Consider the following 14,081-nt stretch of genomic DNA (forward strand, 5'->3'; position numbering starts at 1 on the left):
TGTTTATGGATAAAAGGGCATTACAGTTTTATGCGGCATGGGCAAAGGAGAATCTCGAAAAACAAGTAGAGGTATCATTGAAAGCCATAGGCATAAACAGTGATAAGGATATTAAGGAATCTAAAGTCGTCGGTGATTATACTGTAATTGCGGGGGATCCTACGTCATATTCCAAAGAGTTGTACAGCAAACGGCAAACGATAATCGAGCTTATTAAAAACGTCGGATATAATGCCACGATAGAGGAGTTTGCTTATACATGGTTTAACCGTTTTGTGGCATTACGTTTTATGGAAGTTCATGACTTTTTACCACATGGTTTTCGCGTACTTTCTTCGCGTGACGGTAGTATCGAACCTGAGATATTGAAAAATATTTCGTTCCTAAAAGATGAACTCAAGCTGGATTTATCACTTTGCGAGACGCTGAAAGGGAATGGCATAGAAGAATTGTATCGCTACGTACTGTTCCGTCAGTGCAAAGCATTGGCTGGGATTTTGCCGATGCTTTTTGAGGCAGATAACGATTGTTTGGAATTGTTATTGCCTAAAACGCTTTTACTTGGAGATACTGTTTTAACAAAATTAGTTGCACTTAGTGAGGAAATATTTCTCGAAGACGTGGAGATTATAGGGTGGTTGTATCAATTCTACAATTCCGCAAAAAAGGATGCCGTATATAAAGAAAAGAAAACGATTACCAAAGATACGCTTCCTGCCGTTACGCAATTATTTACACCGGACTGGATTGTGCGCTATATGGCAGAAAATTCGGTGGGCAGATTGTGGCTTGAAAGTTATCCCGAGTCTGCTTTGCGTGGCGAGATGAAATATTATGTACCCAATCCCGAGCAAGCGGAAGAAGTGCAACGCAAAATCGATGCGATTAAATACAGTAACGTAAATCCGGAAGATATACAGATTATTGAGCCTTGTTGTGGGTCCGGACACATACTCGTATATGTGTTCGATTTGCTTTGCAAAATGTACGAAGAAAAAGGATATCAGCGTCGAGATATTCCCAGCTTGATTTTGAAAAATAATCTATATGGACTTGATATTGACAAGCGAGCGGCTCAGCTTGCCGCGTTCTCGCTTGTGATGAGAGCGCGTAGTATCAACAACCGCTTTTTCCACGAGAATTACTACGTTAAACCGCAGGTGTATGAAATCTACGATTCGCGTGCGTTGTTTGCTATTGGATATAAGCAACTATTGGAAGACACTAAATTACTTTCGCATGATGCGGTTGACGATATTGTATATTTGGCAGATACTTTCCGATACGCCAAAACCATTGGTTCGCTTATAAAAGTAAAACAGCTCGATTGGGAAAGAATAGTGCAAACAATTGATATCCTTGAAAATAAATTTGTATATAACGTATTTAACGTAGCATTATCCACAGTGGGAATAAGTCTTATTAAAAAACTTGTAATGCAGGCAAAGATTCTATCCTCAAAGTACGATATAATGATTACCAACCCACCGTATATCGGGATATCGACTATGGAATCGCAAGTAAAAGACTATGCGGTAGCTTTTTATCCGAATAGCAAAACGGATATGTTTGCTATGTTTATGGAAACGGAATTTTTGAAACCTAATGGATTCTTGGCTATGATAAATATGCATAGTTGGATGTTCCTTTCCAGTTATGAAAGTTTACGTAAAAACTTATTGCGCACAAAAGAGATAATTACTATGGCGCACCTCGGAGCGCGAGCATTTGAATCCATCGGCGGCGAAGTAGTGCAAACCACTACGTTTGTATTACGCAACGGAAACTTCGGTGGCAACGGCGTGTATTTCCGGTTAGTAGACAGTAGCGATAAGGAACAAGCGTTCCTTTCAAATCTTACCTCGCGGGGGGGGGACGCTTCGTAATTAGTGCGGCAATGTTCGCCGCAATTCCGGGTAATATAGTGGCTTACTGGATAAGTATGGCTCTTAGAAATGCTTTTGTAGATGGAATACAGTTGCGTGAGATAGGGGCCCCGAGAGTTGGATTGCAAACGAGTGATAATAACCGTTTTTTACGATTGTGGCATGAAGTTTCCGTGACTGATAGCAATTTCAGTGCAACTGATTGCATCAATGCATTTGCCTCAGGAAAAAAATGGTATCCGCATAATAAAGGTGGCATTTATAGAAAATGGTATGGAAATTTAGACTATGTAATTAACTATCAAAATAATGGCCAACTTTTGAGTGAGACAGAAGGCGCAGCTGTTATTCCTGATAGGTTGGTTTTTCAGGAAGCAATAACTTATTCAAGACTTTGCTCTGGCAACATATCTTTTAGATTACAACCTAATGGTTGTACATTTGATTCGGCAAGCGTAAATGCATTTGTGGATGAATATCAGCAAAAGTATGTGTTAGCTTTTCTTAATACAAATGTGGCGGGAACAATGGTAAAAATAATTTCCCCCACAATAAACACTCAGCCTGGCGACATAGCAAAACTTCCTATTCTTTTCAGTGCCGAAAGAAAAGAAATCGTTGATAACTTATCGGTAGAAAATATTTCTATAACAAAACAAGACTGGATCGCATTTGAAACATCTTGGGATTTCAAAAAGCATCCATTAATTTAACGGCAGGAAGATATCTTCCTGTAATCAGGAGGATATATGAATACTGCAACTGTAGAAAACAAAACCATGTACACAATAAACGCGCAGAATTTTTTTAAAATCCCAGGTAGCCCGATAGCATATTGGGTAAGCAAAAATGTATTAAATGCCTATAGGAACGAGAATTTGGATGTTGTGGCGCAACCGAGGCATGGCTTGGCCACTTCTGACAATGCAAGATTTTTAAGACTGTGGCATGAGGTAAATTTGTGTAAAGTTAGTTTAAATTCAAATGCCGATGTAACAAAAAAATGGTTTCCAATGAATAAAGGCGGAGAGTTTCGAAAGTGGTATGGAAATAATGATTGGATTATTAATTATGAAAATGACGGTAAAGAATTAAAAGATTTTGCAATCACCATCTATAAGTGCTCAAGCCGCACCATTCAAAACACGCAATTTTATTTTAAAAAAGGGTTAACGTGGTCGGCACTTACATCAGGAGGTTTTTCCGTTAGATTTACTGCGGGAGGAGCGTTATTTGGCTCGGGTGGATATTGTGCATTTGCCGATGACGAAAAATTGTTTTATATACTTGCGCTAATGAATAATAAAGTAAACAACATTTTTGTTTCTATTGTGTCACCAACATTAAACTACGAAGTTGGACATATAAAAACAATTCCAGTTATTTATGATGAAAGCAGGCTGAAAGATGTGGATTATATTGTCGAGGATAACATACAAAAAACAAAAACAGATTGGGATTCTTTTGAGACCTCATGGGAATTCAAAAAGCATCCGTTAATTTAGAAGGAGAAATAATATGACATACAGCCAAATAGAAAGAATTGAAAATTTTATATCGCAAATAAAAACTCTTAAAACAGTGGCTGGGGAGATACTGATTATGAAATCGTTGGTGATGAATTCAAAGCGGAATTGGAAAAAGTTCATTTTATGATATCGTCAAGTGTTCCTGAATATAAACCGGAATGTATCAATTGGAATAGGGCGTATGTTACTAATTCATATGGTAGTTACCCATACGGCTATTATAACTCGCAAGAAATTGACAGAATTGCCGATATAATGTTATCTTGCTTAAATGGGATTTTGAGTTCTATTCCCGAATATCCAATGATATGCAGTTTGAAAGAAGATATTGCCGAAGGAAAAGCTAATACAAAAAAGTCAAAAGTTTCGTACATAGTAAGAATGAATGAAAAGTATTCTTCGATTCTATCATTTTCCAATGAGGTAAATGATCTGGTTAAGAGAGTTTCGTCGGGGCAAGATAGCGGAGGGCAAACACTCATAGACTCTCTTTATCAAGGGGTGATAGAAAATCTTAAATTATATTTAAACGATATTTGTTCGGATAAGTCGAACAAGAGCGAAAAGGCATCTCCATTACAAATAAATGTAAATCAAAATAACAACCAAACTGTCGCAATAGACATAAACATTGAAATAGAGAATTGTTACAAAGCACTTGATGATTGCGAATCAATTTCGGAAGGAGAGATTAGCGAAATTAAAAGTAAATTGGCCGAAATTGAGGGGTTGTTAAAAGAAGGCAAGGGTAAACGAAAACCTATTAGAGAACGCATTCAAGGCATATTGAAATGGTTAGCAAACAAAAGCGCCGAGGCGATGATTGCAGTATTGCCCACTCTAGTTACAATACTCACTCAAATTAAATGAAAGGTATTAATAGATCTAATAATATTAATTCGGCGGATTTTTTCACAAATGATGAGATAGGATTAAAAGCACATCTTATAAAATAGGAGAAAGCCAATGAAAAAAGACTTAATTGCTTTAATTGATGATATAGTTAATATTGAAAAATTGTTTCACACATTGTCTGTTCCTAATGGCGTTATTATGCTTCCAACGGAGCATATTAGTAATAGTCCAGAGTTTCAGATATGGCGACAAAAGGTTTTGCGCGAGTTGCAAAGCATTTACAGTGTTAAAAAAGATGACTTTATAAAAGGGACCATCGATGCTTTGTCAACTGAATTGAACAGCTATCATGAAAGAAAGGATTTCAATAATATCAAGGGCAAACTTTTAGCAATACGGGAGAATATCGATGCTTATTATGCTTTAGAAGGAGATTGTGTAAATATGGAAACAAAAGAACCTATGATATTTATCAGTCACTCAACGCTTGATAAAAGATATGCGGAAAAAATAGTTGAGTTACTTGAGACAATGGGATTGGATGAAAAAACGGTGTTTTGTAGTTCGGTGCCCGGATATGATGTAAAACTTGGCAAAGATATATATGAACATTTGCGAGCATTATTTTTAACGCGCAATTTACATATCATATACCTTTTGTCAAAGAATTTCTACGATAGTCCTGCAAGTTTAAATGAGATGGGTGCCGCATGGGTGTTAAAAAAAGAAGTCACATCCATTCTGCTTCCTAATTTTGATTTCAGCGATATGAAAGGTGTCGTAGATAATAGAGAAATAGCAATAAAAATAGAGGATGAAGACGAGAGCGTCAAGGATAAACTAAATCAGCTATACAGTAAGATTGTTGAAGAATTCTCTTTGCAGAAGAAAAACATGACTATTTGGGAACGAAAGCGAGATTCCTTTATTCAGCAGATGCGAGATGTTACATCATTATGCACTTCGAGCAAAGTGTCCACAAGTAAAGTAACTATAAGTTATGAGGCGTGTCAAATTTTAAATGAAGCGGTCAAAACCAATCATGCCCAAATTATAGTTACACATAATTTGAGCTCAGGCAAATGTATTCAAGCGGGCGCAAAGAGTTATTCGGGCGCGATGGGAGCGAGAGAGTTTAGCAAATGGGATGCTGCTTTTGATGAACTTTTGACTCATGGATACATAAAAGAGATTGGGCATAAGCACGAAGTGTTTCAAGTGACGGATAAAGGGTTTAGCTATATTGAGAGTAAAGTGTGATAGAGGAATAAATTACAATGGGAAGATTAATTTCAGATAAATATAAAGCTTGGGAAGAAGAGTGCAGTCAGCGATTTAATCAGCTTAAAGCCAATGAAGAAGAGTTAAACCGCATCTTTATAGAGATATACGGATTACAAGATGAGCTCACTCCTGAAGTCGAAGATAAGGATATTACTGTACGAAAAGCGGACTTGCAAAGAGAAATCAAGTCGCTTATATCGTATCTTATCGGAATTGAGTTTGGTAGGTATTCTCTTGACGTAGAGGGGCTTGTTTATGCCGGCGGAGATTGGGATAGCACGAAATACGTTACATATCAACCCGATGAGGATGGAATCGTTCCCATTTATTCCAAGCTTGGCATGCAGGACGGAATGACGGTGCGGCTTATTAATCTTATAAAGCTTGTTTATGGGGACGATACGTATAGGCAGAACATAGACTTTATTGCCGAAGCTCTTGGTAAGAAGCAAAATGAAGCATCGGAAGAAACGCTTAATCGTTATATCTGCGATGATTTTTATTTTGACCATTTGAAGATTTATCAAAAGCGTCCTATTTATTGGATGTTCTCCAGTGGCAAAAACAGCGGATTCAAATGCTTAATTTATATGCACCGTTATAATGAAGATACGGTTGCACGAATCAATGCTAAATATTTTTTGCCTGAATCCACGCGATTGAAAAATGAGCTTGAGGAAATGGCGGTTGCTGTAGAAAGCGGCGAAGGGCGTGATAAGATTCGGTTAGAGAAAGAACGTTTAAAGATTGCCGCTGCTTATAATGAAGCGATTGAGTATGGACAAATACTTGACCATATTGCAAATCAATATATCAAAATCGATTTGGATGACGGCGTAAAAGTAAATTACGAAAAGTTTCAAAATATAGAGATTGTAACCGACAGTGGGGCAAAGGTAAAAAAGAATTTGCTTGTTCCCATTAAGTAAGAGGTGCGCTGTGGCAAGTATTGATTATCAAGAAGCAATAAAAGAGATAGAAAAAATCTTTCGCGCAGAGAGCGCTACACGAAAGATAGTTTTTTGGTATGATGCGCCTGCGAGCTTTAAAGAAGACATTGAGTCGGCTTCTTTTGATTTTTGCCGCCTTTTGGTGTGTCAGAACAATGAGTTTGCAATAAAGAAGACAATCGAGAAAGACGATCTCATAAGTAATATTCTTGTGTATATTCCTTCCGAAAAACCGAAAGATACCGAAAATTGGTTGTTGGATATATTATCTTATAGCGAGGAGTATTACGCAGATACTGTTGCACTCACAATGAGGCATCTTGGTCTTTCTAATCCCGATTTGCGCAAAGTAATCGAAAAGCATGCAAAGTTTTTTGACAGCGCACAAAGGAATAAAAAACTCGATAGCTACGTTGTCGTAAATGATGACATGTCTATCGGTAACTTTATGCTTGCGATGATGTCGGTATTAGTAAAATCGTCCGTTCGTTCTATAGAAGCTATCTTAACCGAACTTGTTTTCGATAATAGCGAGACTGCAAAGTATAAAGAAATATGCAAGTTTGGATTCGAGGATTATCTTTGGGATGAAATTGCCAGAGAGTACGATTATTCGGGCGATCAGAAAATAGAGAGCCTTACCAAAAAGTTTTTATTTACCGCCATGCTCGAACAGGACGTGCAACTCGGAACTTTACCGTCGTTCTACAAACAATTTATTATCGAAGGCGAGGGGAAGAACGGCGCAAAAAGCTTCGTACATCATTTAAAACAAGATTCTCGCTATCGCGAATTGCAGTTGAACGTTGTAACCGATTTGAAAATAGATGGACTTTTTTCGGCAAGAGATATAGGGTGCATAGGTACGAGCGATATATTTGAATGTATAGAAAATTATGCCATAAAGAAAATATCCGAAAGTTTGGTGAGTGGTAGTCTGGATTATGATGTTTTTGTTAAGGTAATAAATGATCGAAATAATTCGATGTGGCAAACAGAGTATAGGAATGAGTACGACTTTTTGCGTGCATCGATTGAGTTTTTGCGATTGGTGGACAGGCCTATCGCACGCGATTTAAATGTTGCGGATTATGTTAAGCTTTATGCAAATTCTCTTTACAAAGTAGATATGCATTATAGGCATCTTAGTACGAGTTATGAACTAATAGAAAATCCCACTACTGAAATCGAGCAACTATGCTGCCGTTTGGAATTGCACTATGAACAAAGTTATCTCGCGGAATTAGGAAGTGCGTTTAGCGGTGCAATAAGCAAACAGTCTAAATGGGAAGTTCCCAGTATTCAAAAAAGTTCGCAATTCTTTCAACTCATACAACGGCAACAATATAAGAAGTTATTTGTTATAATTTCCGATGGATTAAGGTATGAGATTGGACAGGAAGTCTTTGAGAAAATTAAAAACGATTCTGCTTTGCGCGGTAAGGTTTCAATAGATTGTGCTTTGTCGCCTCTACCGTCCGAAACGCGATTCGGTATGGCGTCACTCTTGCCGCATAGAGAGCTTTCGTATATAAATGGCGCTGTATTAGTTGACGGACAAGCTTCGAATTCTTGTGCGGCTCGAAATGATATATTAAAGGCGAGAAATGTCGGCTATGCTGCAATTGGCTACGAAGAAATCAATCGCTTTACAAGAGACGAACTTCGTTCTTATATGGCGGATAAGTCGCTTGTATATATTTACCATAATGCAATAGATAGAGCCGGTGAGCACAATGAGTCTAAAGTGTTTGCCGAAACGCCGAGAGCAATCGAAGAAATTACAGCACTCGTAAGAAAGCTTTATAATAATTTACAAATATCGAACTTTTATATCACGGCGGATCATGGATTTTTATACAGACAAAATGCGATATGCGAGTCACAAAAATACAGCAACATTGTATCGCAAAATCCAATTGAAGCGTCGAAACGATATATACTTACAGATGATGACAGTTTGAGTATCCCATATACCACAACAGTTACGTTAGATGAGCTAAATAAAAATTTACGTATAATAAATCCGTATGGCTATGATTTATTTAAAACGCAAGGCGCTGGGATACAGTATGTTCATGGTGGTGCATCGTTACATGAAACAGTAATCCCTATTATTCACATAAGCGAGTTGAATGCTAAGAAGGGCGAGAAGCTGTCCAGACCGGTCGGAGTTCGCTTAAAGAGTGTGGTAAGAAAGATTACAAATAGGAGTTTTGCACTTGACTTCGAGCAGTATGAGAAGGTAGAAGATAAGGTGCAAGCGATTAATTGTGAAACGTATTTTGTTGATGAAAACGGCAATAAGGTTTCAGGCGAGTACCGTTTTATTGCAAATTCGAGTAGTGATGATGCTTCTACAAGAGTGACGCGCATAAGGTTTACTTTAAAGAACATTGAGTTTGATAGAAATAATCGGTATTATCTTATCTTACGCAATGTGGAAGCGGATGGAGAGTATATGGAACGCGAGCAATTCACAATTGATATTCTTGGGTTCAGACCTTTTTAATGGAGGAGAATTATGGATGCATTAGACAAAAAAGTATTTGAAATATTCTCGGGAAGAGTGGTTCCCAAAGGCGCGACAAAGAAAATTAAGAATAGCGCGAACGTTCCTACATATGTGTTGGAATATTTGTTGGGGACGTATTGTACTTCCGATGATGAAGTGGAAATCGAGGAAGGAATTGAACAAGTAAAACGTATTTTGGCAGATAATTACGTCCGTCCCGATGAAGCAGAAAAAGTTAAGGCGAAAATCAAAGAGAAAGGTAACCATACTGTTATTGATAAGTTGAGTGTTAAGCTCAATGAAAAAACAGATACTTTTGAAGCTGATTTTATGTTCCTTGGAATCAGTAAGATATACGTTCATCCCAAATATGTTCGCGAGTATGAAAAACTACTTGCGGGCGGGATTTGGTGTATCGTTGATATGTCGTACTTTTATAATGAGGATGAAAAGGGCAGTCCGTTTATTATAAATGATATTACTCCCATTCAAATGCCGAATCTTGATAAAAGCGAGATTATTGAAGCGAGAAAGAATTTTTCTAAAGAAGAGTGGATTGATTTCATTTTGCGTTCCACGGGTATGGAGCCGACTCAATTCGATTATCGCGTGAAGTGGCATCTATTGGCGCGTCTTGCACCGCTCGTGGAAAATAATGTGAATCTTTGCGAGTTGGGCCCGCGTGGTACGGGTAAATCACATATTTATAAAGAGATCTCGCCCAATTCGATTTTAATATCCGGTGGGCAAACTACCGTAGCAAATTTGTTCTATAATATGGGGAGAAGACAAGTGGGACTTGTCGGTTTATGGGACTGCGTTGCTTTTGATGAGGTTGCGGGTATCAATTTCAAAGATAAAGATGGCGTTCAAATAATGAAAGACTATATGGCATCTGGGTCTTTTGCCAGAGGCAAAGATGCTATTCAGGCTAATGCTTCAATGGTGTTTGTTGGTAATATAAACCAAAGCGTGGATTCACTTTTGAAAACCTCTCATTTGTTCGAGCCATTTCCCGAAGCAATGATTGACAGCGCCTTTTTTGATCGTATGCATTGTTATATTCCCGGGTGGGAAATCCCGAAGATGCGTCCCGAATTCTTTACGGATAATTATGGGTTTATATCCGACTATATTGCGGAGTTTTTTAGAGAGATGCGTAAAACGCCGCAAACGGATGCTTTTGACAAATATTTCAGACTAGGCAGATGCCTCAATCAAAGGGATACTATTGCTGTAAGAAAAATGGTATCCGGATTAACAAAAATAATATATCCTGATGGTGTCTTTGCGGAAGAAGAGATTGAGGAAGTTTTGAAATATGCTATCGAGGGACGTAGGCGCGTAAAAGAACAGCTTAAAAAAATTGGCGGCATGGAGTTTTATGATGTGCAGTTCTCCTATATAAAAAATGATACCATGGAAGAATTATTTGTGCCCGTTTTAGAGCAGGGTGGCGGCAAATTGATTTCCGAAGGCGTAGGAAAGCCAGGACATATTTATACGGTCGCGAATGGAAGCAACGGAATGAAGGGGCTTTTCAAGTTTGAAACCACAATGGCTGAGGGCGGCGGAAAGTTTGAGGTTACAGGGCTTACAAATTCAAAAGAAGTTAAAGAATCGGTAAAAATTGCTCAAAACTACTTCAAGGCAAACGCTAAGCAGATAAGCCAATCCATTTCTATTGATTCAAGAAATTATGTTATGCAAGTACAGGATTGTCAGGGCGTTGGGCTTGATGGCAATATATCGCTGGCTGTTCTTGTAGCATATTGTGGTTGTGCCCTAGATAAACCTGCATTGCCACAGCTTTGCGTATTGGGCTCAATGAGTATTGGTGGAACAATAAATAAAGTAGATGAGCTTGCTTCTACTTTGCAAGTGTGTTTTGATGCAGGCGCGAAAAGGGTTTTGTTGCCTATGAGTAGTGCCGCAGATATAGCCACAGTTCCAAGCGATTTGTTTGCGAAATTTCAAATATCATTTTATAGTAGTCCGGAAGATGCGGTTATTAAGGCATTGGGAATTGAATAGAATTACATCACTTTGACAATTGATTTATGTCGAGAATAGGAGCTTTGAAAATCAGTTTAAAATAATAATGGAGAGGTGTTTATGCACGCGAACAAAACATTAATTGAACTAATAGACGTTCTGCGGAACGAAAATTCTGTCGAGACGGAATGGTTAGAGTTTAAGGAAAACTACGCTTCTCCACAAGATATAGGAGAATATATTTCCGCGCTGTCTAACGGTGCGGCTTTATGGGGACGCCCCAACGCCTATCTCATTTTCGGCGTGGACGATAAAACGCACGAAGTGGTTGGTACTACTTTTGATTATCGTAAGCAAAAACAAGGCAACGAAGATTTGGAAAATTGGCTTAACCGTTTGGTGGAGCCGAGAATCGGATTTAACTTCTATGAGATAAACTATTCGGCGCTCAAAAAACTTGTATTGATAGAAATTCCTGCGGCGGATAAGCAACCGACAGCGTTTGCGGGTAAAGAGTATATTCGTATCGGAAGTTACCGTCAGGATTTGCGCAAGTATCCTGAAACAGAGCGCAGATTATGGAACGAACTAAATCATATCTTGTGGGAAGAAATGGTCTCGCCGGTTCAGAATTTGCATTTTAAGTTTCTTGCAATAGTTGCCGAAAGCAGAGGCGTTGAATTTTCGGAAGATAAGTTTACTACGCTCCGTATGATTGATAGCAACGGCAAGTTCAACAACCTTGCCTATCTGTTGAGTGACGAGAATAGACACATGGTGAAATTCGCCGTGTATCGAAACAAGATGTATGATTTTGCCGTCAAAAAAGAGTTTGAGGGGTCTTGGGTGGCGGTTTTGGAGCAAGTGCTTGAATATACCAATATCTATAATGAGATAAGCGCTCGTGTGATTGGTAGCGACGCGGCGAGAACGGAAGTTAAAAGTTATCCCGATCCTTCCTTGCGCGAAGCAGTAGTTAATGCATTTTGCCATTTTGACGCTTCCTTTCCTTCCGACATTAAGATTGAATTTTTCCCCGATAAAGTTGTAGTTGGCTCGCCCGGTGCGTTATATCATACAACTATGGAAGAAGTACTCGGTGGCAGGCAGTCTTTTCGCAATCCCAACTTGGTGTATGTGCTCAGTAAGTTCAACTTTATCGAAAACTACGCTACGGGGCTGAAAAAGATTATATCCGCTTACGACAAATATCCCGCCAAACCTACTATTGAAACGACAGATAATTTCTTTGTTGTAACTCTTCCCAACGTTAAAGTGGGTACGCAAGACGAAAATTATTTTGATGACACAAATGGCACTGTAAGTGACCCTGTAAGTGACCCTGTAAGTGACCCTGTAAAATTGAGTGAGGATGCTGAAAAAATACTTTCGGCAATTCGTAAAAGCGCCGATATTACGCGTGAAGAATTGTCGCAAAAATTCGGCAAATCACTTGCAACGGTGCGTCGTAGAATAGCCGAGCTGAAAGAAAAAGGCTATATCGAACGTGTCGGCTCGGATAAAACCGGCTTTTGGAAAGTTCTCAAATGAGAAATTTTTATAAGCCGATACAAGACAAAAAAGTTGTCGTGGTTGTGGAAGGCAGAAGCGTTACGTTCACAAACGAGAAAGGACAAGTTGTCAGATTTTTGGGAAGCGACGAAGACTTTTCTATCAAATACAACACGGGTGCGCTCGGCGGGGAATATTGTGCTGTCGATGAAGGCGTATGCGCTTATAAGGAACCGAATCCGAAAGATTTCGTAAACGGCGGCACTTATACTGCCTACTACATTGCATATTTCACAGAACGGAAATGTCATAGGGCAAACGGAAAAAACGATTATTACGACGAAATGTATGTGGAACTAAAAACGGACGACGGATATTATTCGGACGTTCTACTTCATGCTTCTTCCATTGCTGTTTTTGTGGACGGGGAAGAACAACCGCGCCCTAAGCGTCGAATTTTTGCGGGTTATTACAAGCGCTATGACGGTATGCCGTTTTACGTTGTGGATGTTGTTCGCGATTTGGAAACGCGGCGAGAAGTTGTAATTTGCAGGTATGATGACGGAAAGGCTAACGGCTACTTTACACTTACCATGGAAGCATTTTGCTCGAAAGTCGATTATAACGGAAAACAAATTAAAAAGTATTTTCGCGACACAAAGCGCGAGAAAGCCGGAGAGCTTACTTGCGAAATGTTGGAAAACGACGGCTACCGCACTCCCATTCGCAAAGTAAAAAAAGAGGATAAAATCCGATATCGTAGAACGGCAACTACATATACCGATTACGCCAAAGATTTGTGTACGTATTACGCGATAGATTTGCGCACTTACGAGCTTTGCCAAAAGACGAGAAAGCTCGTAGGTGTAAGAAATAAAGACGACTTTTTTGCGTTGAAAGAAGATTTACTGTTTATAAACAGTTGTTTGAAAACAACTTTGAAAGAGTTTTGCGACTATTTCAAAGAGCGTTTTTACGAAGGGAAATCCTTGCGTAAGTATGCGGAAGAACACGTTATCAATCGAGGAAGCGCGGATTATATTCAGAAGAAGCTGATAACCTCTCTTGCGGCAAGTTTGGAAGCAAGAGACGCCGCCGACGGAAAATGCCGCTTGCGGAAAGATTTCGGAGATGAGGAATGACAAAAGCAGAATTAACTACAATCGTGCAAGTAACCGAACAAAAGACTATAACGGAAGAATTAAAACGACTTGGCTATATCGACTGCAAGAAGCATAAAGAATACAAAAATATTAGAATTGATATATTGTTTAAGGGTAATTTGCTTGAAACCGATACGTTCCCCGATTCAAAAAGAAACCGCACCTATCAGGGCGGAATTTTTACAAACGTAAAGGGCTATGAAAATTTGGAATTTATCATTATCAATATAAATGACGATAAAAATACTTTTCCGATAGATATGCTTATTTGGGCGAAGGAGTTGTAAATGAATTATAGTTGCGGTAATTGTCCGTATTGTCAAAGGACAAATGATATGTGGACTTGTTGGTGTACATATTGGAAGAAAGTCGTGCGTATCGGCGAAGGTTGC

General features: G+C 38.8%; 11 protein-coding genes. All 11 read left to right on the top strand.

Annotated elements, in window-relative coordinates; translation table 11 throughout:
• Positions 1-5: 5 nt before the first annotated feature.
• Positions 6-1,886 carry a BREX-1 system adenine-specific DNA-methyltransferase PglX gene (pglX, locus tag NFR62_RS07815; RefSeq protein WP_251617111.1) on the top strand — a complete coding sequence of 627 codons (1,881 nt, stop codon included), beginning with the start codon at positions 6-8 and terminating at the stop codon, positions 1,884-1,886.
• 56 nt (positions 1,887-1,942) lie between these two features.
• The gene (locus NFR62_RS07820; RefSeq protein ID WP_251617114.1) at positions 1,943-2,599 is read left to right on the top strand and encodes a BREX-1 system adenine-specific DNA-methyltransferase PglX; all 657 of its coding nucleotides are present in this window, start codon (positions 1,943-1,945) and stop codon (positions 2,597-2,599) included.
• 36 nt (positions 2,600-2,635) lie between these two features.
• Complete coding sequence (locus tag NFR62_RS07825; protein ID WP_251617117.1) at positions 2,636-3,391, top strand: BREX-1 system adenine-specific DNA-methyltransferase PglX; 756 nt, start codon at positions 2,636-2,638, stop codon at positions 3,389-3,391.
• Between the two features lie 129 nt (positions 3,392-3,520).
• Positions 3,521-4,285, top strand: a complete 765-nt coding sequence (locus tag NFR62_RS07830; protein ID WP_251617120.1) for a hypothetical protein — start codon at positions 3,521-3,523, stop codon at positions 4,283-4,285.
• A 96-nt stretch (positions 4,286-4,381) separates the two neighbouring features.
• The gene (locus NFR62_RS07835) at positions 4,382-5,530 is read left to right on the top strand and encodes a toll/interleukin-1 receptor domain-containing protein (protein WP_251617123.1); all 1,149 of its coding nucleotides are present in this window, start codon (positions 4,382-4,384) and stop codon (positions 5,528-5,530) included.
• A 17-nt stretch (positions 5,531-5,547) separates the two neighbouring features.
• On the top strand, positions 5,548-6,483 hold the full coding sequence (locus tag NFR62_RS07840; protein ID WP_251617125.1) for a BREX-1 system adenine-specific DNA-methyltransferase PglX: 936 nt from the start codon (positions 5,548-5,550) through the stop codon (positions 6,481-6,483).
• Between the two features lie 10 nt (positions 6,484-6,493).
• Entirely contained in the window at positions 6,494-9,016 is a 2,523-nt protein-coding gene (gene pglZ / locus NFR62_RS07845; protein WP_251617128.1) for a BREX-1 system phosphatase PglZ type A, read from the top strand.
• Positions 9,017-9,028: 12 nt separating this feature from the next.
• On the top strand, positions 9,029-11,053 hold the full coding sequence (gene brxL, locus NFR62_RS07850) for a protease Lon-related BREX system protein BrxL (RefSeq protein WP_251617131.1): 2,025 nt from the start codon (positions 9,029-9,031) through the stop codon (positions 11,051-11,053).
• Positions 11,054-11,134: 81 nt separating this feature from the next.
• Positions 11,135-12,565, top strand: a complete 1,431-nt coding sequence (locus tag NFR62_RS07855) for an RNA-binding domain-containing protein (RefSeq protein WP_251617133.1) — start codon at positions 11,135-11,137, stop codon at positions 12,563-12,565.
• Entirely contained in the window at positions 12,562-13,668 is a 1,107-nt protein-coding gene (locus tag NFR62_RS07860; RefSeq protein ID WP_251617135.1) for a hypothetical protein, read from the top strand. Before NFR62_RS07855 ends, NFR62_RS07860 begins: the two co-directional genes overlap by 4 nt.
• A complete protein-coding gene (locus NFR62_RS07865) occupies positions 13,665-13,976 on the top strand; it encodes a hypothetical protein (protein WP_251617137.1) in 312 nt (103 codons plus the stop codon). Before NFR62_RS07860 ends, NFR62_RS07865 begins: the two co-directional genes overlap by 4 nt.
• Positions 13,977-14,081 lie beyond the last annotated feature (105 nt).

This window comes from Pumilibacter muris (assembly GCF_943193045.1).
GTDB classification, from domain to species: domain Bacteria; phylum Bacillota; class Clostridia; order Christensenellales; family Pumilibacteraceae; genus Pumilibacter; species Pumilibacter muris.